Annotated in this window: 23 protein-coding genes and 2 pseudogenes; 9 read left to right on the forward strand and 16 right to left on the reverse strand. The window is 60.7% G+C overall.

Annotation, left to right across the window (positions count from 1 at the left end; translation table 11 throughout):
* The first annotated feature begins 6 nt into the window (after positions 1 to 6).
* The 8 genes and pseudogenes from hisI (at position 7) to ACIOWA_RS10620 (ending at position 5,023) form a co-directional block, all read left to right on the forward strand.
* Positions 7 to 408, forward strand: a complete 402-nt coding sequence (gene hisI / locus ACIOWA_RS10585; RefSeq protein ID WP_123470722.1) for a phosphoribosyl-AMP cyclohydrolase — start codon at positions 7 to 9, stop codon at positions 406 to 408.
* Complete coding sequence (locus ACIOWA_RS10590; protein ID WP_007909355.1) at positions 401 to 733, forward strand: phosphoribosyl-ATP diphosphatase; 333 nt, start codon at positions 401 to 403, stop codon at positions 731 to 733. The genes hisI and ACIOWA_RS10590 overlap by 8 nt, the downstream gene beginning before the upstream one ends.
* 25 nt (positions 734 to 758) lie before the next feature.
* The gene (locus ACIOWA_RS10595) at positions 759 to 1,040 is read left to right on the forward strand and encodes a twin-arginine translocase TatA/TatE family subunit (RefSeq protein WP_003220847.1); all 282 of its coding nucleotides are present in this window, start codon (positions 759 to 761) and stop codon (positions 1,038 to 1,040) included.
* A 10-nt stretch (positions 1,041 to 1,050) separates the two neighbouring features.
* Positions 1,051 to 1,515 carry a Sec-independent protein translocase protein TatB gene (gene tatB, locus ACIOWA_RS10600; protein ID WP_401159705.1) on the forward strand — a complete coding sequence of 155 codons (465 nt, stop codon included), beginning with the start codon at positions 1,051 to 1,053 and terminating at the stop codon, positions 1,513 to 1,515.
* Positions 1,512 to 2,300, forward strand: coding sequence for a twin-arginine translocase subunit TatC (gene tatC, locus ACIOWA_RS10605; RefSeq protein ID WP_260455779.1), 789 nt, complete (start codon positions 1,512 to 1,514; stop codon positions 2,298 to 2,300). The genes tatB and tatC overlap by 4 nt, the downstream gene beginning before the upstream one ends.
* The gene (locus ACIOWA_RS10610; protein WP_339432970.1) at positions 2,297 to 3,004 is read left to right on the forward strand and encodes a 16S rRNA (uracil(1498)-N(3))-methyltransferase; all 708 of its coding nucleotides are present in this window, start codon (positions 2,297 to 2,299) and stop codon (positions 3,002 to 3,004) included. Before tatC ends, ACIOWA_RS10610 begins: the two co-directional genes overlap by 4 nt.
* Before the next feature lie 219 nt (positions 3,005 to 3,223).
* Positions 3,224 to 4,168 (forward strand): annotated as a pseudogene (locus ACIOWA_RS10615) (methyl-accepting chemotaxis protein); the annotation flags it as partial.
* A gap of 141 nt (positions 4,169 to 4,309) precedes the next feature.
* Entirely contained in the window at positions 4,310 to 5,023 is a 714-nt protein-coding gene (locus ACIOWA_RS10620) for a methyl-accepting chemotaxis protein (RefSeq protein WP_401159731.1), read from the forward strand.
* Positions 5,024 to 5,306: 283 nt separating this feature from the next.
* On the opposite strand, the pseudogene ACIOWA_RS10625 reads toward ACIOWA_RS10620, so the two are convergent.
* The 16 genes and pseudogenes from ACIOWA_RS10625 to hutC form a co-directional block, all read right to left on the reverse strand.
* Positions 5,307 to 5,438, reverse strand: a pseudogene (locus tag ACIOWA_RS10625) (IS110 family transposase); the annotation flags it as partial.
* A gap of 106 nt (positions 5,439 to 5,544) precedes the next feature.
* Complete coding sequence (gene mdoH, locus ACIOWA_RS10630; protein ID WP_339494834.1) at positions 5,545 to 8,115, reverse strand: glucans biosynthesis glucosyltransferase MdoH; 2,571 nt, start codon at positions 8,113 to 8,115, stop codon at positions 5,545 to 5,547.
* On the reverse strand, positions 8,108 to 9,922 hold the full coding sequence (locus tag ACIOWA_RS10635) for a glucan biosynthesis protein G (protein ID WP_339507942.1): 1,815 nt from the start codon (positions 9,920 to 9,922) through the stop codon (positions 8,108 to 8,110). The genes mdoH and ACIOWA_RS10635 overlap by 8 nt, the downstream gene beginning before the upstream one ends.
* A 277-nt stretch (positions 9,923 to 10,199) precedes the next feature.
* Positions 10,200 to 10,637: a D-aminoacyl-tRNA deacylase gene (gene dtd / locus ACIOWA_RS10640; protein ID WP_339432974.1), complete on the reverse strand. Its 438-nt coding sequence runs from the start codon at positions 10,635 to 10,637 to the stop codon at positions 10,200 to 10,202.
* Positions 10,634 to 11,605, reverse strand: a complete 972-nt coding sequence (gene pip / locus ACIOWA_RS10645; RefSeq protein ID WP_339432975.1) for a prolyl aminopeptidase — start codon at positions 11,603 to 11,605, stop codon at positions 10,634 to 10,636. Before pip ends, dtd begins: the two co-directional genes overlap by 4 nt.
* A gap of 227 nt (positions 11,606 to 11,832) precedes the next feature.
* Positions 11,833 to 12,636 (reverse strand): N-formylglutamate deformylase, encoded by an 804-nt coding sequence (gene hutG / locus ACIOWA_RS10650; RefSeq protein WP_339432976.1) that lies wholly within the window; start codon positions 12,634 to 12,636, stop codon positions 11,833 to 11,835.
* 10 nt (positions 12,637 to 12,646) lie between these two features.
* Positions 12,647 to 13,852 carry an imidazolonepropionase gene (hutI, locus tag ACIOWA_RS10655; RefSeq protein WP_401159709.1) on the reverse strand — a complete coding sequence of 402 codons (1,206 nt, stop codon included), beginning with the start codon at positions 13,850 to 13,852 and terminating at the stop codon, positions 12,647 to 12,649.
* 100 nt (positions 13,853 to 13,952) lie between these two features.
* Entirely contained in the window at positions 13,953 to 15,485 is a 1,533-nt protein-coding gene (hutH, locus tag ACIOWA_RS10660) for a histidine ammonia-lyase (protein ID WP_401159711.1), read from the reverse strand.
* A 117-nt stretch (positions 15,486 to 15,602) separates the two neighbouring features.
* Positions 15,603 to 17,126, reverse strand: coding sequence for a histidine ammonia-lyase (gene hutH, locus ACIOWA_RS10665; protein ID WP_401159713.1), 1,524 nt, complete (start codon positions 17,124 to 17,126; stop codon positions 15,603 to 15,605).
* Positions 17,127 to 17,260: 134 nt separating this feature from the next.
* Positions 17,261 to 18,091: a glycine betaine/L-proline ABC transporter ATP-binding protein gene (locus ACIOWA_RS10670; protein ID WP_339464000.1), complete on the reverse strand. Its 831-nt coding sequence runs from the start codon at positions 18,089 to 18,091 to the stop codon at positions 17,261 to 17,263.
* The gene (locus tag ACIOWA_RS10675) at positions 18,088 to 18,939 is read right to left on the reverse strand and encodes a proline/glycine betaine ABC transporter permease (RefSeq protein WP_221733120.1); all 852 of its coding nucleotides are present in this window, start codon (positions 18,937 to 18,939) and stop codon (positions 18,088 to 18,090) included. Before ACIOWA_RS10675 ends, ACIOWA_RS10670 begins: the two co-directional genes overlap by 4 nt.
* A 70-nt stretch (positions 18,940 to 19,009) precedes the next feature.
* On the reverse strand, positions 19,010 to 19,978 hold the full coding sequence (locus ACIOWA_RS10680) for an ABC transporter substrate-binding protein (RefSeq protein ID WP_339432981.1): 969 nt from the start codon (positions 19,976 to 19,978) through the stop codon (positions 19,010 to 19,012).
* A 70-nt stretch (positions 19,979 to 20,048) separates the two neighbouring features.
* On the reverse strand, positions 20,049 to 21,521 hold the full coding sequence (locus tag ACIOWA_RS10685) for a cytosine permease (RefSeq protein ID WP_339432982.1): 1,473 nt from the start codon (positions 21,519 to 21,521) through the stop codon (positions 20,049 to 20,051).
* Positions 21,522 to 21,695: 174 nt separating this feature from the next.
* The gene (gene hutU, locus ACIOWA_RS10690) at positions 21,696 to 23,378 is read right to left on the reverse strand and encodes a urocanate hydratase (RefSeq protein WP_339464023.1); all 1,683 of its coding nucleotides are present in this window, start codon (positions 23,376 to 23,378) and stop codon (positions 21,696 to 21,698) included.
* A 429-nt stretch (positions 23,379 to 23,807) separates the two neighbouring features.
* Positions 23,808 to 24,377 (reverse strand): HutD family protein, encoded by a 570-nt coding sequence (locus ACIOWA_RS10695; protein WP_339432983.1) that lies wholly within the window; start codon positions 24,375 to 24,377, stop codon positions 23,808 to 23,810.
* Entirely contained in the window at positions 24,374 to 25,084 is a 711-nt protein-coding gene (hutC, locus tag ACIOWA_RS10700) for a histidine utilization repressor (protein WP_221733185.1), read from the reverse strand. Before hutC ends, ACIOWA_RS10695 begins: the two co-directional genes overlap by 4 nt.
* A 145-nt stretch (positions 25,085 to 25,229) precedes the next feature.
* Here hutC and ACIOWA_RS10705 point away from each other — a divergent pair, with 145 nt between their 5' ends.
* Complete coding sequence (locus ACIOWA_RS10705) at positions 25,230 to 26,594, forward strand: formimidoylglutamate deiminase (RefSeq protein ID WP_401159716.1); 1,365 nt, start codon at positions 25,230 to 25,232, stop codon at positions 26,592 to 26,594.
* The last annotated feature ends 8 nt before the right edge of the window (positions 26,595 to 26,602 follow it).

The raw sequence follows: 26,602 nt of genomic DNA on the forward strand, positions 1-26,602 counted from the left end.
TCGAAGATGAAAAACTGGCTGGACGAGATCAAGTGGGACGCTGATGGCCTGGTGCCGGCGATTGCCCAGGATCACAAGACCGGACGCGTGCTGATGATGGCCTGGATGAACCGCGAAGCGCTGGAACTGACAGCGGCGGAAAACCGTGCCATCTACTGGTCACGTTCCCGTGGCAAGCTGTGGCGCAAGGGCGAAGAGTCCGGCCACGTACAGACCCTGCATGAAATGCGTCTGGACTGTGACGCCGACGTGATCATCCTGATGGTTGAACAGATCGGCGACATCGCTTGCCATACCGGCCGTCAAAGCTGCTTTTACCGTGTCTTCGAAAACGGCGACTGGAAAACAGTCGACCCGGTACTCAAAGACCCGCACGCCATCTATTGCGCAGGACACAAACATGAGTGACACCCTGACCCGTCTGGCCGAAGTGCTCGAAGAGCGCAAAGGCGCCGCTGCCGACAGCTCGTATGTGGCTAGTCTGTATCACAAGGGTCTGAACAAGATTCTGGAGAAAGTCGGCGAAGAGTCGGTCGAAACCATTATTGCCGCCAAGGACGCCGCCATCAGCGGTGATTGCAGCGACGTGATTTACGAGACCGCCGACCTGTGGTTCCACAGCATGGTCATGCTCGCCCAACTGGGGCAGCATCCGCAGGCAGTGCTCGATGAACTGGATCGTCGCTTCGGTCTGTCCGGACACGTCGAGAAAGCCTCGCGTCCGTCCGCCTGAACAACTTTGAGAGAGGAACTGCAACATGGGCATTTTTGACTGGAAACACTGGATCGTCATTCTGGTAGTCGTGGTGCTGGTGTTCGGCACCAAGAAACTGAAAAACCTGGGCACCGACGTGGGTGAGTCGATCAAGGGCTTTCGCAAAGCCATGAACGACGACGAGAAGCCAGCCGCCGATCCAACCGTGACGCCTGCGCAGCCGGTGCCACCGGTGCAGCCGCAAGCCACCGCTCAGGCCAATCCGCCGCACACCATCGATGTGCAGGCGCAGAAAGTTGAAGAGCCGATCCGCAAAGACGTGTGAGCACTGACTAATGTTTGGTATCAGCTTCACTGAACTGCTGCTCGTCGGCCTCGTCGCCCTGCTGGTGCTGGGCCCCGAGCGACTGCCGGGCGCTGCACGCACCGCCGGCCTGTGGGTCGGGCGACTGAAGCGCAGCTTCAACGCGATCAAACAGGAAGTTGAACGTGAAATCGGTGCCGACGAGATTCGTCGGCAACTGCACAACGAGCACATTCTGTCGCTGGAGCAGGAGGCGCGGAAGATTTTCAATCCGGTTCAGCAGGAGCCGACCCCGGTTGAGCATGTCGGCGAGCAGACGATTCATGCGCCAGCCGCGCCCGCTGCACCTGCACCTGCACCTGCACCTGCACCTGTTGCAGCGCCGACAGAACCAGTGCCCGCTGCTGCAAATACTTCGGTTGAACACGTAGCCCCAACCGCCGCGCCGACCACACCAGCGCCTCACGACCCTACACTGCCGCCGCGAGCCCCATGAGCGATCTCCCCGAAAACGACCAGCACATGCCGCTGGTTTCGCACCTCACCGAGTTGCGCACCCGTCTGCTGCGTTGCGTGGCGGCGATTTTCATCATCTTCGCCGGGTTGTTCGCGTTCACCCAGCAGATCTACACCTTCGTCTCGACGCCGCTGCGCCAGTACCTGCCGGTGGGCGCGACGATGATCGCCACCGACGTGTCGTCGCCGTTCCTGACGCCGCTGAAGCTGACGATGATGGTTTCGCTGTTCCTCGCGATTCCGGTGATTCTGCATCAGATCTGGGGCTTCATCGCGCCGGGCCTGTACAAGCATGAGAAGCGCATTGCCGTGCCGCTGCTGGTTTCCAGCATCCTGCTGTTCTACACCGGCATGGCCTTCGCCTATTACTTCGTGTTCCCGCTGATTTTCAAATTCTTCGCCGCCGCCACCCCGGCCGGCGTGGAAATGATGACCGACATCGCCAGCTATCTCGATTTCGTCATGACGCTGTTCTTCGCCTTCGGTGTGGCATTCGAAATCCCGGTGGCCGTGGTGCTGCTGGTGTGGATCGGCGTGGTCGACGTCAAATACCTGAAGAAGATCCGCCCGTACGTGATCATCGGCTGCTTCGTGGTCGGCATGATCCTCACCCCGCCGGACATTTTCTCCCAGACCCTGCTGGCCGTGCCGATGTGGATGTTGTTTGAAATCGGCATTCTGTTCGGCAGCCTGGTCAGCAAGCGCGAACGCCCGGAAGAAGCAGCCGACGATCACAACGACCCGCCGCCAGCGACCCAGGCATGAACCTGCTGCTGCTCGAAGAGGCCGATTTCATTGCGCCCGACCGTGTGGTGCTGCGTGATCGTCGCCTGACCCATATGCAGGACGTTCACCGCTCGGAAGTCGGTGACAGCCTGCGGGTCGGGCGTGTAGACGGGTTGATGGGTTCGGCCGAGTTGCTGCGCCTGGAAGCGGGTGAAGCTGAACTGCGCGTCACCCTCGACCAACCGCCACCGGCCAAGCTGCCACTGACATTGGTGCTGGCCCTGCCCCGCCCGAAGATGCTCCGTCGGGTGTTCCAGACCGTGGCGACCATGGGCGTGTCGAAGGTGATTCTGGTCAACAGCTACCGCGTCGAAAAGAGCTTCTGGCAGACGCCGTTTCTTGAACCGCAAGCGATCCGCGAACAATTGATCCTCGGCCTCGAACAGGCCCGGGATACCGTCCTGCCGCACATCATCATCGAGAAACGCTTCAAACCGTTTGTCGAAGACCGTCTGCCAGCCATCACCGACGGCACTCTCGGCCTGGTCGGCCATCCCGGCAACTACCCGCCGTGCCCACGCGCGCTCAACGAACCGGTGACCCTGGCGATCGGCCCCGAAGGTGGCTGGATCCCCTACGAAATCGATCTGCTGGCCAAATCCGGATTGCAACCGGTGCAACTGGGTGAGCGCATTTTGCGGGTTGAAACCGCCGTGACCGCCCTGCTCGCCCGCCTGTTCTAAATTCGCCACATCCCCTGTGGCGGACAAATGGCGTTACAGATTGCCATCACCCGGCCGATACAGTTCCCATAAGTCCAATGAGTGGTCTGAGGGAGTCGTCGCATGTACCGTTGGTTAGCCGAGAGTCTTGGAAACGTCAGCGTCAAACGCAAGCTGGGAATCGGTTTCGGCCTGGTGCTGGTGCTGACGCTGTTGATCACCTTCACCGGCTGGACCGGCATGAGCGGCATCATCAGCCGTGGCGACAAGCTTGGTTTCATCTCCGGCCTGAACGAGCTGACCAAGGATCTGCGCCTGGCGCGCCTGGACTATGAAGCCCGTCGTGGCGAACAAGGTCCCGGCACCGTCAACGAACTGCTTGGCAAACTCGACAGCGGCCTGCAAACCGCTCGCACCCTGATCGAGCAACCCTCCGATGCGGCAATGGTCGATCAGCAACTGGCCGCCGTCGCCGAATACAAACGCGCCTTTGCCGACATGACCCAGGCCACCGTTCAGCGCGAAGACGCCCGCAGCAAGCTTGGCGCCAATGCCGACAACGCCGTGGCGAAGATTTCGGAAGTTGAAAAATCCATGCTGCAGGGCGACAGCGTCGCCCAATTCAACAGCGTGATCGAACTGAGCAAACTGCTGCAGCAGGCGCGCTATCAGGTGCGCGGCTACACCTACAGCGGCAAGGCCGATGCTGAGCAGCCGGCGCTGGACGCCATCGACAATGCGCTGAAAAATCTCGAGGGCCTGCCATCGAAGCTGCCGGAACAGCACATCGCCAACCTGCAGCAGGCCACTGACTCAATCAAGGCCTATCGCGCAGCGGTCGCCCAGTTCCGCGACTCCCAGATCAACACCGCCAAGGCCAAGGCAATCATGTCGGCTCAGGGCGACATCCTCCTCAATGTGAGCAAAAAACTCACCGAATCCCAGACCATCGTGCGCGACACCGATGCCGCACACGCCAAGAACATGCTGATCATCGCCACCCTGCTGGCGGTAGCTTTCGGCCTACTGGCGGCCTGGGCGATCACCCGGCAGATCATCATTCCGTTGAACCAGACCCTGCAGGTTGCCGAACGCGTGGCGGCCGGCGATCTGACCCACAACCTGGTCTCGCTGCGGCGCGATGAACTGGGCCAATTGCAACGCTCGATGCAGAGCATGACCCAAGGCCTGCGCGAGTTGATCGGTGGCATCAGCGAAGGCGTGACCCAGATCGCCAGCGCTGCCGAAGAACTGTCGGCCGTGACCGAGCAGACCAGCGCCGGGGTCAACAATCAGAAGATCGAGACCGACCAGGTCGCCACCGCCATGAACGAAATGGCCGCCACCGTGCAGGAAGTCGCGCGCAACGCCGAAGAGGCGTCCGAAGCCGCCGTTGCCGCCGACCAGCAGGCCCGCGAAGGCGACAAAGTGGTGGGTGAGGCGATCACCCAGATCGAGCGTCTGGCCGTTGAGGTGGGCCACTCCACCGAAGCCATGGGCGACCTCAAACGCGAAAGCGACAAGATTGGCAGCGTGCTCGACGTGATCAAGTCCGTGGCCCAGCAAACCAATCTGCTGGCGCTCAACGCGGCAATTGAAGCGGCGCGTGCGGGCGAGGCCGGCCGTGGCTTCGCGGTGGTTGCTGACGAAGTGCGCAGTCTTGCCCAGCGCACGCAGAAGTCCACCGAAGAGATCGAAGAACTGATCGTAGGCCTGCAAAACGGCACCCAGCAAGTGGCGACGATCATGGACAACAGCCGCAGCCTGACTGACAGCAGCGTTGAGTTGACTCGTCGTGCTGGCGGCTCGCTGGAAAGCATCACCCGCACCGTCTCGGCGATTCAGGCGATGAACCAGCAGATCGCGGCAGCAGCCGAGCAGCAGAGCGCCGTGGCCGAAGAGATCAACCGTAGCGTGCTGAACGTGCGCGATGTGTCGGATCAGACCTCGGCGGCGAGTGAAGAGACAGCAGCGTCCAGCGTTGAACTGGCGCGACTGGGGACGCATTTGCAAATGCTGGTGGGTCGATTCAAGGTTTGAGCTAACGGATCTGCCTCGGTTCGCTCTGGCCCGAGGTGATGTTATCGCTGGCAGCCAGCTTCATCCCAAGGCGCGGGACTTCTCAGCGCCATAAAATGTATGGTCAGCCCATCTCCTGCAACCTCATGGGCTGTTTTCGGTAAAGCTGGCTTGCGCTAATGTATCCGGGCTCATTGTGAGCGTTGCTGCAACAACGCTCGACCCTCGATGAGTAGCCGCTCCCGACTGTCCTGAAAAAACCCTCAGCCTCTAAAGCTGATTTTTATGCCAGGTTCTCAGGTACCTGCGCCAATGTGCTGAGCAATTGGCCGCGGTTGGTTTTCTTGCGCAATACCTGATGACCTTTGGCATCCTGGCCATGCAGGTGGAAACTGTGTTTGCCAATGTCGATACCGAGAAGCGTTATCGTATTCATGAGAGATCCTCCGCCGAAAACGAGAAAAGCCCTGCAAGCGTAAACCTGCAGGGCTTCTCGGTCAGGCTGACCATCTCATTAAACCCGCTTTCGCGGGTTTTTTTCATCAGGCCGGTTGAGCCTGCGGGCTGACCGGTCGCAGCGGTAGCAGCGGCGCGTGTGGGTCGGCTTTCACCGATGCGCGCCAGGCGTTGAGCCACTCGGCGTGACCTTCGGCCCAGACCTGCTCGTGCAGCCGCGCCAAAGCGACCGGATCGCTCAACAGTTGCAGGCGATCATGGTTGCTCAGCGCTGCCGGGCCAACCTTCAGTGCGTGACGCACACGCTCCTGACGCAGCCACTCGATCGGCTCCGCCTGGCCGTGACGGGCCGTCGCCAGCGAGCACGCCAAAGCGTTCTGCTGCGGGTCGACCACGGCGCGGACAAAGCCGTCGTTCAGTGCGTGCCAGCGATTTTCGTGGGTGTACTGATCGGTGGCCAACAGCGCCTGTGGCGGATTGTATTCCTCAGGGATGAGGAACAGGCTCTCGTCACGGGACTTCAAGCCCAGACCCACACGGCTGGAAATCACCGACACCGGGATCGACAGCATCAGCGAACCGACGATAGGCACCAGCCACCACAGGAAGCTTGGGTTCAGCCAGATCACCAACAGCGCCCAGCAGAAGCCCAGCAGCGTTTGCGGCCCGTGGCGCTTGACCGCCTCGCTCCATGGCGTGGAGTCGTCGTCACGCTGTGGCGAGTTCCAGGTGGCGGCCCACCCCAGGAACGCAGCCAGTACGAAACGGGTGTGGAAAATCATCCGCACCGGCGCCAGCAGCATGGAGAACAGCATCTCCAGCAGCATCGACAGCGTCACTTTGAACTTGCCGCCGAACTCTTTCGCGCCCTTGGCCCAGATCAGGATGATGCTCAACAACTTCGGCAGGAACAGCAGCACGATCGTGGTCGAGAACAGCGCGATTGCCTTTTCCGGATGCCATTGTGGCCACAGCGGATAGAGCTGGCGCGGTTCGAGGAAGTATTGCGGCTCCATCAGCGTGTTCACCGCCAGCAGCGCGGTGGACAGCACCAGGAAGAAGAACCACAACGGCGCCGACAGGTACGACATCACGCCCGTCAGGAACACCGCACGGTGCACCGGGTGCATGCCTTTGACCAGGAACAGTCGGAAGTTCATCAGGTTGCCGTGGCACCAGCGACGGTCACGCTTGAGTTCGTCGAGCAGGTTGGGCGGCAACTCTTCGTAGCTGCCCGGCAGGTCGTAGGCAATCCACACGCCCCAGCCGGCACGCCGCATCAGCGCCGCTTCCACGAAGTCGTGAGACAGGATCGCCCCGGAAAACGCGCCTTTGCCCGGCAACGGCGCCAGGGCGCAGTGGTCGATGAACGGCTTCATGCGGATGATCGCGTTGTGACCCCAGTAATGGGATTCACCCAACTGCCAGAAGTGCAGACCGGCAGTGAACAACGGGCCATACACGCGGGTCGCGAACTGCTGCATGCGCGCATACAGGGTGTCCATGCCCGACGCACGCGGCGCGGTCTGGATAATCCCGGCGTCCGGCGTGGCTTCCATCAAGCGCACCAGACTGGTCAGGCACTCGCCGCTCATGACCGAGTCGGCGTCGAGCACGACCATGTACTTGTAGTCACCGCCCCAGCGACGGCAGAAGTCGTCGAGGTTGCCGCTCTTGCGTTTCACACGGCGGCGTCGGCGGCGATAGAAAATCTTGCCGAAGCCTTTGGCTTCGCGGCAGACGTCCAGCCAGGCTTGTTGCTCGGCCACGCAGATGTCGGTGTCGTTACTGTCGCTGAGCACGAAGAAGTCGAAACGATCCAGGTCACCGGTAGCGGCCACCGATTCGAACGTCGCACGCAGACCGGCAAACACCCGAGGCACGTCTTCGTTGCAGATCGGCATCACCAGTGCGGTGCGCGCATCTTTTGGAATCGGCTCGTTGCCGGCGCTTTTGCCGGAGATGCGGTATTTATCGTGACCGGTGAGCAATTCGAGAAAGCCCATCAGTGCGGTCCAGAAACCGGCAGACACCCAGCAGAACAGAATCCCGAACAGAATCAGGATGCTGGTTTGCAGCGCATACGGCAGCACTTGCGTGGCCGTTTGCAGCAGCGGCTGGTGCAGGACTTCGTCGAGGTCGACGAACGACCAGCCCTGGTACGGCATGATGCCTTTCATGTACCAGCCGGCAACGATGGTCTGGCCGAGCATCAGCAGCAACAGAATGTAGCGGCGGATCGAACCGACGGTACGCCAGCGCGCGGCCGGCAGTACGTTTTCGTCTTTGGGCGGTTGCGGCGGGTTGGTGCGGCCGGTCAGGCGGCGCCAGCCACGCACCAGAACATTGGTACGCCAAGGCTCCGGCACGACTTTGGTGCGACGAATCGGCGGCGTGGCCTTGAGGCTGATCCGGCCGCTGGCGTCGAGCACCAGCATTTGCGCATCTTCCAGCGCTTCGGCCGTGCTCAAGGTCAGGCGCTTGCCCACCGAAGCCTGGGCGGCTTCGGTCGGCGCGTCGAACGTCGAGGATGACAGGCGTTCATGCAACTCGCTGAACGACTGGCAACCCGCGAGTTCCGCGCGCTGCTCGTCGGTCATCGGCAGATGCGCCAGATACTCGGACAGAGTCTCTGGCTGTACTTGAGAGTTACTCATCGGCAGGCAACTGATAGCTCCAGGTCTCGGTCAGGACTTCTTCAGTCGGTGCCGATTCCGGTGTGGCTGGGGCCGCGTCCGCAGCGGCTGGCTGCTTGGCGTCTTTATTGGCCTTGTCCTTGGCCTCTGCGTCTGGCTTGGCATCTGCCTGTTTGGCCTCGGCTGCCTTGGCTTCCTTGTCGGCTTTCGCTTGTTGCTTGGCGGCCACCTTGTCGGCTTTGGCAACGGAGGAGTTGGACGTCGGCACGGCCGACTTGGCCAGATCAGCGGTTACCAATGGCTGAACCAGTGCGGCACGCATTTCGGTCGACTTGCTCGCGTCCTTGATTTTCATCCGCAGGGTCAAGCGCCAGCCCTTGGTTTCAGGGTTGTAGCGCACGCTGTTTTCAACCAGTTCGGCGTTGTCACCGACGCTGACCTGGCTGCGAACGTCGGCATCCGGGGCCAGCGCCGCCAGCGATGGACCTTCGAAGTCGACCAGGTAGGCAACGCTGCCATCGGGTTGACGGATCAGATTCGACTGCTTGACGTCACCGGTCGAACGCAGCGTCTGCGCAACCCAGGCGCTGTCCGGTGCGTGAATCGCGGCTTCATCCATGGTCCAGTGCATGCGGTAGGCGAAGTCCAGTGGCTGGCCCGGCTCCGGCATTTTTTCCGGGCTCCAGAACGCAACGATGTTGTCGTTGGTTTCGTCGGCGGTCGGAATCTCTACCAGATCAACGGTGCCCTTGCCCCAATCGCCCTTCGGCTCGATCCAGGCGCTTGGGCGCTTGTCGTAGCGGTCGTCGAGGTCTTCGTAGTGGCTGAAGTCACGGCCACGTTGCAGCAGACCAAAACCGCGCAGGTTGTCGACGCTGAAGTTGCTCACGGCCAGGTGTTTAGGGTTGTTCAGCGGACGCCAGATCCACTCGCCATTGCCGGCATGGATCGACAGACCGCTGGAGTCGTGCAGTTCTCGACGGTAGTTGAGGACTTTGGACGGCTGGTTGGCGCCGAACAGGAACATGCTGGTCAACGGGGCGATGCCCAGTTTGCCGACCTTGTCACGCAGGAACATCTGCGCCTTGACGTCGACAATGGTGTCGCTGCCCGGACGCAGGATCAGACGATAGGCGCCGGTGGCACGCGGCGAATCCAGCAGGGCGTAGATCACCAGATGCTTGTCAGCCGGCTTGGGCTGTTCAATCCAGAACTCGCGAAAACGCGGAAACTCTTCGCCCGACGGCAATGCGGTGTCGATGGCCAGGCCACGCGCCGACAGCCCATAGGTGTGCCCCTTGCCGACGACGCGGAAGTAGCTCGCGCCCAGCATGGTCATGATTTCGTCTTGCTTGTCGGCCTTGTTGATCGGGTACAGCACACGGAAACCGGCATAACCGAGTTTATCGGTGGCCTTGGGATCGAATTTCAGATCGCCGAAATCGAAACGCGAAGGATCGTATTTGATCTCTTCGACGGTGTTAGCCGTGATTTCGTTGATTTTCACCGGTGTATCGAAGTGCATACCCTGGTGATAGAAGGACAGTTTGAACGGGGTCTTCTGATCAGCCCACTCAGCCTTTTCGGTGAGGAAGCGGATTTTCTGATAGTCCGCGAATTTCATGTCGCGGAATTCGTTCGGCAGGTTGCTGCGGGGGGCTTCGAACTTCTGTCCGGCCAGCTCTTTAGCCTTGGCCGATACATCGTCAAGATTGAACGCCCAAAGCTGACCGGCGCTGAGCAGGCACAGGAGCGCGGAGCCCGCTACCAAAGCACTTCGAACGCGTTTGGCAGACAATTTTGCTGCATTACAGGGACTAACAATCACGAGCAACCCTCGCCGAAAACAGATCAAAAAACCAACGGCCAGCTATCTATATGCCAGGTTGGCGAGCATTGTTCCGACTCCGCTGGGGCAAAATGATTCCCCAATCGGATCCAGACAAGTCTCTACCTAAGTCAAAAATGGACCAACGAACGCTGATCCCCATAGCGCGCGATTATCTAGTAGCCCGCGTGACAACGCATCAGGGCTAGCAAAGTATTTATCGCGAAAACACCCTAAAAACAGTCGAAATTTCCTAAAGAAGGTGTTTCCGGTGTTTTCAGGTCTGTAACAAAAAGGTAACCGGGCCATCGTTGACCAAATGCACCTGCATATCGGCGCCGAATCTACCTGATGCCACAGTGCCATGCACCTGTTTCGCTTTGCTTAATAGATAGTCGAATAATTCCTCACCCAGAGCCGGTGGCGCCGCCGTTGAAAAGCTCGGCCGCAACCCGCTTTTGGTGTCGGCGGCCAGGGTGAACTGAGAGACCAGCAGCAACCCGCCTCCCACGTCCGCCAAGGACAAATTCATCTTGCCCTCGGCGTCGCTGAATACCCGATAGTTAAGCAGCTTATGCAGAAGTTTGTCGGCGCTGACACGCGTGTCGTCGGGCTCGATCGCCACCAGAACCAGCAACCCCTGATCGACCGCACCCACTATTTCGCCCGCCACCTCTACGCGAGCGCCACGCACTCGCTGTAACAGGCCCTTCATGCTTCTTCGGGCGGCAGGTCGAGCAGGCGCTGGGCCATGTTGCCCGCGGCGCGCACCAGCGCGTCGGTGATACCCGGTTCGGACGCCGCATGACCGGCGTCGCGAATCACCTGCAACTCGCTGTTCGGCCACGCCTGATGCAATTCCCAGGCGTTATCCAGTGGGCAGATCACATCGTAACGACCGTGAATGATCACGCCCGGCAAGTGAGCGATCTTGCCCATGTCGCGAATCAGTTGGTTCGGTTCAAGGAAGGCATTGTTGGTGAAGTAGTGGCATTCGATCCGCGCAATCGACAGCGCGCGCTGCGGCTCGGAGAACCGATCGACCACCAGCGGGTTCGGCCGCAGGGTCGCGGTGCGCCCTTCCCAGGTCGACCAGGCTTTGGCGGCGTGCATCTGGGCGATCTGGTCGTTGCCGGTCAGGCGCTTGTGGAAAGCGCTGAGCAGGTCGTCGCGTTCGTCCAGCGGGATCGGCGCGATGTAGTCCTGCCAGTAATCGGGGAACAGACGGCTGGCGCCAGCCTGATAGAACCACTCGATTTCCTGCGGGCGGCAGAGAAAGATCCCGCGCAGGATCAAGCCATGCACACGCTCCGGATGGGTTTGTGCATAGGCCAGCGCCAGGGTCGAACCCCACGAACCACCGAACAGCACCCATTTTTCGATGCCCAGGTGCTGGCGGATGCGCTCAAGGTCGGCGACCAGATCCCAAGTGGTGTTGTTTTCCAGGCTGGCGTGCGGGGTGGAGCGTCCGCAACCGCGCTGGTCGAAAGTGACGATGCGGTACAGGTTCGGATCGAAATAGCGTCGGCTCTGAGCATCGCAACCGGCGCCAGGGCCGCCGTGGATGAACACGACCGGCAAGCCTTGCGGTGAACCGCTCTCGTCGACGTACAGCGTATGCGTGTCGTCGACAGCCAGATCGTGCCGGGCGTGAGGTTTGATCTGCGGGAACAAAGTCTGCATTGCGCGCTCCGTAAGGGGTCGAGGTCATCCCTGGGGGGACTTCTATTATTCTGCCGTTGGGCATCATAAACCCGATTTACGTCAATGAGCATGCCTGTGCACTACCGCGATTTTTCTGCTGCCGATAAACCGAGTGGGAGCGGGCTTGCGCGCGAAAGCGGTGTGTCATTCAACCCATATGTTGACTGATGTGACGCCTTCGCGAGCAAGCCCGCTCCCACAGTGGGTTATGCGGTGTAGTGAGACTTTGCCCAGGCCAGATAGCCCTGCAGCAACTCCTTGAGCACCACTTGCGTCGGCTCGGCCAGGTCGGCGCGATAGCGGAACGGTTCGAACTCCTCCATGTAGGTGCACTGACACAGTTCCAGTTGCACGGCGTGGATGTTCTCGGCCGGGTTGCCGTAATGGCGAGTGATGTGGCCGCCCTTGAAGCGTCCGTTCAGGACGTGGCTGTACTCGCCGTGGCGGGCGCAGATCGCTTCCAGTTGCGTGGCCAGTTGCCGATCACAACTGGCGCCATTGAAGGTGCCGAGGTTGAAGTCTGGCAGTTTGCCGTCGAACAGGTGCGCGATGATCGAGCGGATCGAGTGCGCGTCGAACAGCAACGCGTAACCGAATTCGGCCTTCAACCGCGCCAGTTCTTCCTGCAAGGTGCGGTGGTACGGCGTCCAGATTTGCTCAAGGTACGTCGCGCGTTCTTCTTTGGAAGGCGCCTGGCCTTCCTTGAACAACGGGATGCCATCGAACAGCGTCGCCGGGTACAGCCCGGTGGTGGCGCCGGCGTACAGCGGCGTGTCGTCAGACGGCCGGTTCAGGTCGATGACGAAACGCGAATATTCGGCTGCCAAAGTGCTGGCGCCCAGTTCTTCGGCAAAATCGTACAACTGAGGAATATGCCAGTCGGTGTCCGGCAGGCTTTTCGCATCAGGGATCAGGCCAGCCTCGACCGCAGGCGTCAGACGCAGCCCCGCGTGAGGCATGCTGATCAGCAGCGGCACACGACCTTGTTTGAAACTCAGAACCTTATCCACATCCGTTCTCCTACAGACTTGATTCGACGCCGTGACGCACGACGCGTTTGTCCAGATCACCACCGAGCCAATAGGCCAGGTCCGCCGGACGATCGATATGCCAGGCGACGAAATCCGCAACCTTGCCGACTTCCAGCGAACCGTGGGTGTCAGCCATGCCCAGCGCTTGCGCCGCATGAATCGTCGCGCCGGCCAAGGCTTCTTCCGGGGTCATGCGAAAACAGGTGCACGCCATGTTGAGCATCATGCGCAACGACAGCGCCGGCGAAGTGCCGGGGTTGAGGTCGCTGGCGATGGCGATCTTCACTTTGTGCTTGCGCAAGGCTTCCATCGGCGGCAGTTGGGTCTCACGCAGGAAGTAGAACGCGCCCGGCAACAGCACCGCGACCGTGTCGGATTCGGCCATGGCGATGGCGTCGGCTTCGTCCATGAACTCCAGGTGATCGGCCGACAACGCGTGGTAGCGCGCCGCCAGACTGGAGCCGTGCAGCGAGGACAATTGCTCGGCGTGCAGCTTCACCGGCAGACCCAGTTTGTGGGCGGCGATGAACACGCGCTCCACCTGTTCCGGCGAGAACGCCAGGTATTCGCAAAACGCATCCACGGCATCAACCAAACCTTCGGCGGCCAACGCTGGCAGCATCTGGGTGCAGACCAGATCGATGTAATCGTCAGCGCGATCCTTGTATTCCGGCGGTAGCGCATGTGCGGCCAGACAGGTACTGCGCACGCTGATCGGCAGTTCGGCAGCCAGACGCCGAATCACCCGCAGGATCTTGCGCTCATTGGCCAGATCGAGGCCGTAGCCAGATTTCATCTCGACCGTGGTCACGCCGTCACGCATCAGGCTTTTCAAGCGTTTGGCGGCACTGGCGAACAATTCGTCTTCGCTCGCTTCGCGCGTCGCACGTACGGTGCTGGCGATGCCACCGCCGGCCGCGGCGATCTCGGCGTAGCTAACGCCTTGCAGGCGCTTTTCGAACTCGCCGCTGCGGTTGCCGCCGAACACCGTGTGGGTGTGGCAGTCGATCAGGCCGGGGGTGACCCATGCGCCTTGCAAGTCATTGACCGCCGGGTATTCGCCGGATGGCAATTGAGCGCGCGGGCCGATCCACTCGATGTGCGCACCGGACGTCACGATGGCCGCATCCTCGATGATCGAGTAGACGCCTTGCGCCATGGTTGCGACGTGGCAGTGTTGCCAGAGGGTTTTCATCCCAAGTCCTCGTCTTGTTCAAAATCGATTCGCGAGCACGCCCGCTCCCACATTTGGAATGCGTTCCCCTGTGGGAGCGGGCTTGCTCGGGAAAAGGCCATCACAGGCTCGGCAAAAGCCTGGCAGGAACCAGCTCGCTCAAGCAACGCGATGCCAACAACTCAGTCGCGGCATTGATGTCCGGCGCAAAGAACCGATCCTTCTCATAGAACGGCACTTCTTTACGCAAAATCGCCCGGGCCTGTTCCAGCTTCGCCGAGGTTTTCAGACCGTTACGCAAGTCCAGGCCCTGCGCCGCCGCCAGCCACTCCACCGCAAGAATCCCGCGGGTGTTCTCGGCCATTTCCCACAGACGCTTGCCGGCCGCCGGGGCCATCGAGACGTGATCTTCCTGGTTGGCCGACGTCGGCAGGCTGTCCACCGAGTGCGGATGGGACAGCGCCTTGTTTTCGCTGGCCAGCGCTGCCGCCGTCACCTGGGCGATCATGAAACCGGAGTTCACGCCGCCATTGGCCACCAGGAACGGCGGCAGTTGCGACATGTGCTTGTCCATCATCAGCGAGATGCGGCGTTCGCTCAGCGAGCCGATTTCAGCGATGGCCAGGGCCATGTTGTCAGCGGCCATGGCAACCGGTTCGGCGTGGAAGTTACCGCCGGAAATCACATCGCCTTCAGCGGCGAACACCAACGGGTTATCCGACACGGCGTTGGCTTCGATCGCCAGCACTTCAGCCGCTTGACGGAACTGGGTCAGGCACGCGCCCATGACTTGCGGCTGGCAGCGCAGCGAGTAAGGGTCTTGAACCTTTTCGCAGTTCTGGTGCGAGTCGGATACTTCGCTGCGCTCACCGAGCAGATCACGGTAAGCGGCAGCGGCGTCAATCTGGCCTTTCTGACCACGGGCGGCGTGGATACGCGCGTCGAACGGCGAGCGCGAACCGAGCACCGCTTCAACCGTCAAACCGCCCAGCGCCAAGGCGCCAGCGAACAGGTCTTCACCTTCAAACAGACCGCGCAGCGCAAACGCAGTAGACACCTGAGTACCGTTAAGCAGCGCCAGACCTTCCTTCGCCGCCAGCGTCAGCGGCGTCAGACCGGCGACTTTCAGCGCTTCGGTCGCCTCCATCCACTCGCCCTTGTGCCGCGCCTTGCCCTCGCCCAGCAGCACCAGCGACATGTGCGCCAATGGCGCCAGATCGCCGGATGCGCCCACCGACCCCTTGAGCGGAATGTGCGGATAAACCTCGGCGTTGATCAGCGCGATCAGCGCATCGATCACCACACGCCGGATGCCGGAGAAACCACGACTGAGGCTGTTGACCTTGAGCACCATGATCAGACGCACCAAGTCATCACTGATCGGTTGGCCAACACCGGCGGCATGGGACAACACCAGCGAACGCTGAAGGTTTTCCAGGTCTTCGCTGGCGATGCGGGTCGAGGCCAGCAGGCCGAAACCGGTGTTGATGCCGTAGGCCGTGCGGTTCTCGGCGAGGATCTGCTCGACGCAGGCTACGCTGGCTTCGATCTGCTTTGATGCACTGTTGTCGAGGGTCAGCTTGACCGGGTTCTGATAAACGTCACGCAGTTGGGCCAGGCTCAGTTGGCCGGGGATCAGGTTCAGCGCAGTCATTTAAATGCTCCTTTTGAGAGTTTGTTATTAACTACCAGTCGCTCCGGAGCATTCCGTTATCCGTCGTTTCTCGTCTTGTGGACGATCCGCGCCTTGGCACGCTGGTATGGGTGTTTGTCAGTGCAGATTCGGTAATACGTTGTGCAGCGCGTTCGTATCTTTCAAAACGCTCGCAGCGGCGGCGATATCCGGCGCCAGCCAGCGGTCCTGATCGTAGGCCGGGACTTTCTCACGCAGCAGGCGCCACGCGATATCAGTGCCCGCGCCAAAACGCTGCTCTTTCAAGAATTCAAACGCCTGCGCCGCCAGCAGATATTCGATGGCGAGGATCTGCGTGCAGTTTTCCAGGGCGCGGTGCAGCTTCAGCGCAGCGTTGGTGCCCATGCTCAGGTGGTCTTCCTGCAAGCCTGAGGTGATGTAGTTGTCGAGCACCGCCGGCTGCGCCAATTGGCGGTTTTCGGCACACAGCGACGCGGCGACGTATTGCACGATCATCATCCCCGAGTTCACCCCCGGGTTGGCCACCAGAAACGCCGGCAAACCGCTGACGTGCGGGTTGACCAAGCGATCGAGGCGACGTTCGGCAATCGAGCCGATTTCGGCCATGGCGATTGCCAGCAGATCCGCCGCCATCGCCACCGACTGGCCGTGCGGATTGGCTTGCGACATGACCCGGAAGTTATCCGGCGTACCAAGCAGCAACGGATTGTCGGTGCAGCCGTTGAGTTCGGCTTCGACCTGCTTGATCGCGTGCGCCAGTTGATCGCGCGCGGCGCCATGCACCTGCGGGATCGAACGGATACTCAAGGCGTCCTGCGTGCGAATGCCTTTGCTTGAGGCGATCACTTCACTGCCGTCGAGCAGGGCGCGCAGATTGACACCAACCTGCTGCATGCCCGGGTGCGGCTTGAGCGCGATGATCTCGGCATCGAACGCCGCAATCTGTCCGCGCTGGGCTTCGAAACTCATCGCGCCGATCACGTCGGCCCATTGCAGCAGACGCGTGGCATCGGCAATCGCCAGGCAACTGAGGCCGGTCATGCAAGGCGTGCCGTTGACCAGGCACAAACCGTCCTTCGCCCCCAGTGGCACCAGTTGCAGCCCCTCTTCGGCCAACGCCTGTTGCGCCGAGGTGATCTGGCCGCGATAGCTGACATTGCCCACGCCCAGCAGCGCGATGCCGATGTGTGCCATGTGGGTCAGGTAACCCACCGAACCTTGCGACGGCACTTGCGGGGTGATGCCGCGATTGAGCAGCGCCAGCAGCCCTTCGACCACCCGCCGATGAATGCCGGATTTGCCGTGGCTGTAGTTGTGGATCGCCGCGCAGATGATCGCGCGGGTCTGTTCGTCAGGCAGTACCGGACCAACGCCGCAGGCGTGGCTGAGCAAGGTATTGCGCGACAACTGGCTGAGTTGTTCGTCTTTGAGCGAGACGTTGGACAACCCGCCCAGACCAGTGTTGACGCCATACGCGCGCTCGCCGCTTTCGACGATGCGCTGGACGATACCCTGAGCGTTTTCGATGCGCGCCCAGGTCTCGCTCGACAGCTCCAATTGCGCGCCGTGCCGGGCGACGGCGACCACGTCCTGCCAACGCAGGGGGCTGCCAGTGATAACGATTTTTTCAGCCTGGGACATCTAAAACCTCAACCGTAATATTGATGCAGCTTTACCGACGCCTTCGCGAGCAAGCCCGCTCCCACAGGGGACGCATTCCAAATGTGGGAGCGGGCTTGCTCGCGAAGGGGCCGGACCAGCCAACACAAAACTGCCTAAACCACCGCCGCCCGCCGCTGCACGAACCGGTCGACATATTCATCAGCCGGCGAATGCAGGATTTCTCTTGGCGTGCCGACCTGAATCAGCTTGCCATCCTTGAGAATTGCAATGCGATTCCCGATGCGCACGGCTTCGTCGAGGTCGTGGGTGATGAAGACGATGGTCTTGTGCAGGGTCTTTTGCAGCTCCAGCAACTGGTCTTGCATCTCGGCGCGGATCAACGGATCCAGGGCGCTGAACGCTTCGTCCATCAGGATGATGTCGGTGTCCGCCGCCAGAGCCCGGGCCAGGCCGACACGCTGGCGCATGCCTCCGGACAGTTGGTGCGGGTATTTGTTTTCGTAGCCCTTGAGGCCCACGGTATTGATCCAGTGCAGCGCACGTTCAGAGCACATCTGCTTGCTTTCGCCGCGCACTTTCAGGCCGTAGGCGACGTTGTCGAGGACGGTCTTGTGCGGCAGCAGGCCGAAGCTCTGGAACACCATGCTGATCTTGTGCCGACGAAATTCACGCAGGGCATCCATGTCGTATTGCAGGATGTCCACGCCGTCGACCAGGATCGCGCCGCTGGTCGGGTCGATCAGACGATTGAAGTGGCGCACCAGGGTCGATTTGCCCGAGCCGGACAGGCCCATGATCACGAAGATCTCGCCGGTGCCGATGCTCAGCGACAGGTCATTGACCCCGACCACGCAACCGGTTTCGCTCAGTACCTGATCCTTGGTCTTGCCCTGGCCGACCATCGCCAGTGCGTCCTTGGCACGGTTGCCGAAAATCTTGAAGACGTTTTTGACTTCGATCTTGCTCACGGTTGCGTCGTTCATTTGCTCACCTCATGCCGTGGCCGACCGTATGCCTGAGTAATGCGGTCGATGACCACTGCGAGAATCACGATCGCCAGACCGGCTTCGAGGCCGCGTCCGACGTTGAGGGTCTGAATGCCCACCAGTACATCTTCACCCAGACCCCGGGCACCGATCATCGAGGCGATCACCACCATCGACAGGGCCATCATGGTGGTCTGGTTGATCCCGGCCATGATGCTTGGCAGGGCCAGCGGCAGTTGCACGCCGAACAGTTGCTGCCAGCGGTTGGCGCCGAAAGCGTTGATGGCCTCCATCACCTCGCCGTCGACCTGGCGAATGCCCAGATCAGTCAGGCGAATCAGCGGTGGTGCGGCGTAGATGACGGTCGCGAAAATCGCCGGCACCTTGCCCAGACCGAACAGCATCAGCACCGGGATCAGGTACACGAAGCTGGGCATGGTTTGCATGATGTCGAGCAGCGGCATCAACACCGAACGCAGGCGATTGCTGCGTGCCGAGAGAATCCCCAGCGGGATGCCGATCAGCACCGAAATGATCGTCGCGACCATCATCAGCGCCAGGGTTTGCATGAGCTTGTCCCACAGGCCGACAGCGCCCACCAGAAACAGCAAACCGACGATCACCGCGGTGGTCGCCACTTTGCGTGTGGCGTGCCAGGCCACGGCGCCGACGATCGCCAGCATCAACCACCAGGGTGCTGCACGCAGCATGCCTTCGAGGTTGACGATGGCCCACAGCAGCGTGTCGGAGATATGGCGGAACACATCGCCGTAGTTGGTGACCAGCGAATCGACCCAACCGTTGACCCAGTCGGCGATGGAAAAGGTAAAGCTTTCGGGAAACATAAGAGACTCTCAATCAAGGGGTTGCGATCAAGCGTCCGACTGCCGATGCCGGCAGCCGGAGAAGCTCAACCTACAAGGCCGCGTCGATTTTCCTGGCGGCGTCGTCGCTCACCCACTTGTGCCAGACTTCAGGATGTTCCTTGAGGAAGATTTTCGCCAGTTTTGGCGACTCGATACGTTCCTTCGCCATGCGTCCCAGGTTCTGGTTCAGCAGGTCGATCGGCAGGTTGACCTTTTCCAGCACGGCCACCAGTTCCGGGGCTTGCTCGTGGAAGGTTTTCGACAGGCCGACCTTGATGCTCACTGTCTTGTCGACGCCCGGTTTTTCTTCGAGCTTGACCGCGTCGATCTGGCCCATCAGCGGGGTCGGCGACCAGTAGTAGAACAGGATCGGTTCACCACGCTTGTAGCTCGACAACACCGCCGCATCCAGCGCCGGGCCGGTGCCCGGACGGAAGTTGGTGTAGCTGCTTTCCAGACCATAGCTTTTGAGCATTTCGCTGTTGTCCAGTTCGCAGGTCCAGCCAGCCGGGCAGTTGTAGAAACGGCCTTTGGAAGGTTCTTCAGCGTCCTTGAACACGGCGGCGTATTTGCCCAGGTCTGCGATGTTTTTCAGGTCCGGGGCTTTGGGCTCAAGCTTGCGCTTGGCGTCGCCTTCGATCACGTAGCGCGGCACGTACCAGCCTTCAACGGCGCCCACGATCGGCGCGCCGACACCAACGACCTTGCCGGCCTTCTCGGCCTTGTTCCAGACCTCGCTGCGGCCGACCCATTCTTCGGCGAACACTTGAATGTCGTTGCTGCTCAGGGCGTTTTCCATGGTGATGGAGTTGCCCGGCAAGCTATCGGTCTTGCAGTCGTAACCTTTCTCCAGCACCACTTGCAGCACGTCAGTCAGCAGCATGGCGCTTTCCCAGTTCAGCCCGGCGAATTTCACCGGTTTGCCCGATTCGCACCAGCCGGCCGCCTGGGTGGCGCCGGCACTGGCGAGCAGGCCCATCGAAAGCAGTGTGGTCAGCAGGGTCTTGTTCGATTTCATTGTCGTGACGCTCCTAATCATGAGTTGGGCTTACGGCAGTCAAGAGGCATCCAGCCCTGTCCACGTCCAATCAGGCCTGCGCCGCAGCGCGACTGGCCCTGTTTTTCTCAGGTTGTGCATGGCTGTCCTGCTCGACCGGCAGAATCAGGTGATCGGGCACCGTGCTGTGCCATTTTTTTGCGCACACGTAATAAAGGGCGGCGGGCAGCACCAGGCCGATGATCCAGGAAATATCCACATCGCCGAGGGCGGCCACCAGCGGGCCGGTGTAGAACTTGGTGGAAATGAACGGCAGTTGCACCAGCACACCGAACACATAGACGCTGATACCGAGGACGTTCCAGCGGCCGTAGCGACCATTTGGATCGGCCAGTGCCGGCACGTCATAGCGCTCGCGGGTGATGCAGTAGTAGTCGACCAGGTTGATCGCGCTCCAAGGCGTGAAAAACGCCAGCAGGAACAGAATGAAGGACTTGAACGCACCGAGGAACGAGTGCTGACCGAGCAATGCGATCAGCGTTGCCGCCCCGACGATGACCACCACGAAAACCAGACGCTGCAAGCGCGACACCGTCAGGTGGCCACGGAAACCGCTGATGATGGTCGCGATGCACATGAAGCTGCCGTAGGAGTTCAGCGTCGAGATGGTGACCTTGCCGAACGCGATGCTGAAATACAGCAACGCAGCGGTGGCACCGGTTCCGCCCAGACCGACGATATAAGCCACTTCATGGCCGGCGAACTGGCCGTTGGCTGAAGCGGCAGCGAACACACCAAGGATCATCGCCACTTGTGCGCCAATCACCGAACCGGCGCCCGCAGCGAAAAAGGTTTTCACCGCTGACGTCTTGCTCGGCAGGTAGCGTGAGTAGTCCGCCACGTAAGGGCCGAAAGCGATCTGCCAGGACGCCGCGAGCGACACCGCCAGCAAAAAACTGCTCCAGCTAAAGTGACGGATTTGCAGGAGTGCACCGACGTCGGTCTGGCTCATCAGACGCCAGAACAGAAATACGAAAGCAATCACGCCAATGACGCTGGCGACGCGGCCAATCCAGTGGATCACCCGATAACCCATCACCGTGACCAGCACGATGACACTGGCGAAGATCAGAATGCCGACGCTGTCGCTGACGCCAAACAACTGGCCCAGCGCCTGGCCGGAAAGCACCGTGCCCGTTGCGGTGAAACCCAGGTACATCAGGCACACCAACACAATCGGGATGGCCGCGCCATAAACGCCGAACTGCACACGGCTGGAAATCATCTGCGGCAGACCGAGCTTCGGCCCTTGCGCCGCATGCAGTGCCATCACCCCGCCGCCCAGCAGTTGACCGATCAACAGACCGATCAACGACCAGAACACATCACCGCCCAGCACCACGGCCAACGCCCCGGTGACAATCGCGGTGATTTGCAGGTTGGCACCCATCCACAGGGTGAATTGGCTAAACAGACGACCGTGTCTTTCCGCTTCCGGGATGTAGTCGATCGAACGCCTTTCGATCAACGGTTTGTTGCCTGCACGATCAGGATTAACAGCCATGATTCAACCTCTGTGGATTGTTATTCGAGTTCACTGAGCGTCTTGCGTGGGTTGCTTTTGGTGGGAGCGGGCTTGCTCGCGAAGGGGTCGGCACATTCAAAACATGTGCTGATTGATCCACCGCATTCGTGAGCAAGCCCACCCCCACCCAAAGCATTTCCCACAGAGTTGCGTTTATTGACCGGTAATCATCGGCAGGTTCAGGCCCTGTTCCTTGGCGCAGTCGATGGCGATCTGGTAACCGGCATCGGCGTGACGCATGACACCCGTGGCCGGGTCGTTGTGCAGCACGCGGGCGATACGCTCGGCCGCTTCGTCCGTACCGTCGCAGACAATCACCATGCCCGAGTGCTGGGAGAAGCCCATGCCCACGCCGCCGCCGTGGTGCAGGGACACCCAGGTCGCGCCGCTCGCGGTGTTGAGCAGAGCGTTGAGCAGAGGCCAGTCGGACACGGCGTCGGAACCGTCCTGCATCGATTCGGTTTCACGATTCGGGCTGGCCACCGAGCCGGAATCGAGGTGATCACGACCGATCACGATCGGCGCCGACAACTCGCCGCTACGGACCATTTCGTTGAATGCCAGACCCAGCTTGGCGCGCAGACCCAGGCCAACCCAGCAGATACGCGCCGGCAAGCCCTGGAAGCTGATGCGCTCACGGGCCATGTCCAGCCAGTTGTGCAGGTGGGCGTCGTCCGGGATCAACTCTTTGACCTTGGCGTCGGTTTTGTAAATATCCTGTGGATCGCCCGACAGGGCCGCCCAACGGAACGGACCGATGCCACGGCAGAACAGCGGACGGATATAGGCCGGTACGAAACCCGGGAAGTCGAATGCGTTTTCAACACCTTCTTCCTGAGCCATCTGACGGATGTTGTTGCCGTAGTCGAAGGTCGGGATGCCTTGCTTCTGGAATTCCAGCATCGCTTTGACGTGCACGGCCATCGACTGCTTGGCGGCTTTGATCACAGCGGCCGGTTCGGTCTTGGCGCGGGCGCGGTATTCGTCCCAGCTCCAGCCGGCCGGCAGGTAGCCGTTGAGTGGGTCGTGGGCGCTGGTCTGGTCGGTAACCATGTCCGGGCGCACGCCACGCTTGACCAGTTCCGGCAAAATTTCAGCGGCGTTGCCCAGCAGCGCGATGGAAATCGCTTTGCCTTCTTTGGTGTACTTGTCGATGCGCGCCAGGGCGTCGTCGAGGTCAGTGGCTTGCTCGTCGACGTAACGGCTTTTCAGGCGGAAATCGATGCTGACCTGCTGGCATTCGATGTTCAGCGAGCAAGCGCCGGCCAGGGTTGCGGCCAGAGGCTGAGCGCCACCCATGCCGCCCAGCCCGGCGGTCAGGACCCACTTGCCTTTGAGGTTGTCGTTGTAATGCTGACGACCGGCCTCAACGAAGGTTTCGTAGGTGCCCTGGACGATGCCCTGGCTGCCGATGTAGATCCAGCTGCCGGCGGTCATCTGGCCGTACATGGCCAGGCCTTTGGCGTCGAGTTCGTTGAAATGCTCCCAGCTCGCCCAATGCGGGACGAGGTTGGAGTTGGCGATCAGTACGCGCGGGGCGTTGCTGTGAGTCTTGAACACGCCGACCGGCTTGCCGGATTGCACCAGCAGGGTCTCGTCGTCATTGAGATTGGTCAGGCTCTCGACGATCTTGTCGTAGCACTCCCAGTTACGCGCCGCGCGACCGATGCCACCGTAGACCACCAGTTCTTTCGGGTTTTCGGCCACTTGCGGATCAAGGTTGTTCATCAGCATGCGCAGCGGCGCTTCGGTCAGCCAGCTTTTGGCGGTCAGCTTGTTACCGCGTGCGGCACGGATTTCGACGTCACGGTGCTTTGTAAAAGGGGCAGCGGTCATTTTGTTGTCAGTCACGAAAAAGACTCCTCAGCGATCAATTCAAACCAACCCTGGCAGTGGGCAAGCAGCCTGTGCGCTTCAATGCGCGCAAGCGAATCAGTGGACGCTGCAGAGAGTCTCGAGCGACTCATACGCATACGTCTTTACTTGTACATACAAGCATATGCAATCAAGCGGCCAACTTGTTGAAGGGCGGCTCAAGAAACATAGCGGACGAGGCTGGAGGACGCCTGAATCAAGGTTTCTGGCGTGGGTTAAATTTTTCGCGGGGGTGTGTTTGGGGCATTGCGAGAGGGTTACGAAAGCGTGGTATTGCGCCACGCTGGGGCGTTCGGTAACAAATTGGTGCGCCGGGGAAACAAGAAGTGTGAATACATGGGTGGCGAGGGGATTTACTCCCTCGCCACAGGATGTGTGACCCGATTCAGGTCAGCGTGCTGTCAGCTCGATTACGCAGCAACCGCCATCGACGGAGATTTCAACCAACCCGGTGTTACCGTCCAGTTGTAGGCAATCATGCCGGCCAAGTTGTGCCCTGTCCTCACCGACTGTCACTTGCAGCAACTCACTGACACTGAACACCAGCAGCGTCCCCGCCGAGCTGAAAAACCGCTGCGCGCCGTCCAGCCATTGCAAACGTGCGCTGTAGCGCTGCGGAGCATAGATCAGGTTGAAATCGCGAATCGCCCCGCCAAGCAACGTGCAGGACACTTGGCTTTCACCTCCGAAAGCGAACGGGTCGAGGGGTAACAGAGGCTGGGTGTCGTCACCGTCCACACACAAGGTCATGCCGTCACCCTGCAACACGGTGATCACCCGTTGATAACCGGCGAAGGTCGAAAAACCGCCCGACTCCGCGATATCGGCAATCGACAGGCGCCAGCCAAAACCCTCCAGACCTGCGCCCGCATCGCGGGTGATTTCTTCAGTGCTGCCGCCGCCGTTCTTCCACGGCATGCGCGGGTAGCCTTCGGCGCGTAAAACTTTCAAACCATTCATTTATGAAAGCGTCCTTCCAGACGATGACGAGAACCTGGGTGAATCAGACGCGCAGCCGTCACCGGTTGACGCCCCGACCAGGTGCGGCGGCGAATCAGCAGGCACGGCTCGCCTTTCTCGATCTGCAGCAACTTGCACTCCGACGGCTCGGCAAGAATCGCTTCAACCACATGCTCGCCCTCGGTCAGCGGCGCGACCTGGTTGAGGTAGGCGTAAGGCGTTTGCAGGGTGAAGTCCTGCTTCAAGTATTGCGGGGCGACCAGCGCGTTGACGAAACGGTCCTCGATTTGCACCGGGATGTCGTTTTCGTAATGCACGATCAGCGAGTGAAAGACTTTCTGCCCTTCGCGCATGTCCAGCGCCAGCGCCCGCTCGGAACCAGCAGCCTCTTCTTCAAGGGTGATGACCTGGCAAGTATGGCGATGACCACGGGAGGCGATTTCATCAGCGATGTTGTGCACTTCAAACAGCGCGGACTGGCTCTTCGGTTCGGCGACAAAAGTGCCGACACCTTGCATGCGCACCAACAGGCCGTCGGCGGTCATCTCGCGCAGTGCGCGGTTGATGGTCATGCGGCTGAAACCGAGTTGATTGACCAATTCGCTTTCCGACGGCACGCGGTAGTGCGGCGGCCAGTTACCGCTGTCGATCTGCTGGGTGATCATCTGTTTGACACGCGCGTACAAGGGCGCCGGACTGTCGCCCATGTTCGCGGCCAACGGGGAAACTGGAGGCGGAGTCGGCACGGTGGATCCTTGTTCGTCGGTAGAGGTTGCTAGCTTGCCGGAGTTTACCGAGCAGGCAAACGTCTGTATATGTATATACAAATAACACACGATGGGGTGCTGAACCATGTCCGCTTTCTTTGCCGAACGCGCGCTGCTGCCTAACGGATGGGCCAATCATGTACGTCTTGAGGTCAGCGCTGATGGCGTGTTGACCCAAATCCAGGCCGATTCCACCGCAGGGGGCGCCGAACGGCTGAGCGGGCCGTTGCTGCCGGGGATGCCCAATCTGCACTCCCACGCGTTCCAGCGGGCGATGGCCGGGCTGGCCGAAGTGGCCGGCAATCCCAACGACAGTTTCTGGACCTGGCGCGATCTGATGTATCGGCTCGTCGGAAAAATCAGCCCGGATCAACTCGGCGTGATCGCCCGACAGCTGTACATCGAAATGCTCAAGGCCGGTTACACCTCGGTGGCCGAATTTCATTACGTACACCACGACAGCAAGGGTCAGCCGTACGCCGACCCGGCCGAACTGGCGTTGCGCATCAGTCAGGCCGCCAGTGACAGCGGCATCGGCCTGACGCTGCTGCCGGTGCTCTACAGCCATGCAGGTTTCGGCGGCCAGCCCCCGAATGACGGCCAACGCCGCTTCATCAACAGCAGCGAAAACTACTTGAAGCTGCAATCACGTTTGCAGCCGCTGTTGGCACAGCAAAAGGCGCAATCGTTGGGTCTGTGCTTCCACTCGTTGCGCGCGGTCACCCCGCAGCAAATCAGCGAAGTGCTGGAGGCCAGTGACAAGCAGTGCCCGGTGCACATCCACATCGCCGAGCAGCAAAAGGAAGTCGATGACTGCCTGAGCTGGAGCGGGCGCCGCCCCCTGCAATGGCTCTATGAAAACACCGAAGTCGATCAACGCTGGTGCCTGGTCCATGCCACTCACGCCAATCCGGAAGAAGTCACGCTAATGGCCAAGAGTCGCGCCATCGCCGGTTTGTGCCTGACCACCGAGGCCAACCTGGGCGACGGGATTTTCCCGGCCGTGGACTTCCTCGCTCAAGGTGGCCGCCTGGGTATCGGCTCTGACAGCCATGTGTCACTCAGTGTGGTGGAAGAATTGCGTTGGCTGGAATACGGCCAGCGTCTGCGTGATCAACGACGCAACCGCTTGTATGGCGCGGATCAGCCGATGGTCGGGCGCACGTTGTACGACGCCGCGCTGGAGGGCGGTGCTCAGGCACTGGGGCAACCAATTGGAGCGCTTGAAGTCGGTAAGCGGGCGGACTGGATTGTGCTCGATGGCAATGATCCGTACCTGGCGACGGCCAATGGCGACGGGATTCTGAATCGCTGGTTGTTTGCCGGCGGTGATCGTCAGGTGCGTGACGTGCTGGTTAATGGCCAGTGGGTGGTGCGCGATGGGCGGCATGCGGGGGAAGAAGACAGTGCGCGAGCCTTCACTCAAGTCCTGCGCGAGCTTTTAGGCTGACACAACAC

The sequence above is a fragment of the Pseudomonas sp. NPDC087614 genome, from assembly GCF_044743485.1.
Lineage (GTDB): Bacteria > Pseudomonadota > Gammaproteobacteria > Pseudomonadales > Pseudomonadaceae > Aquipseudomonas > Aquipseudomonas baetica_A.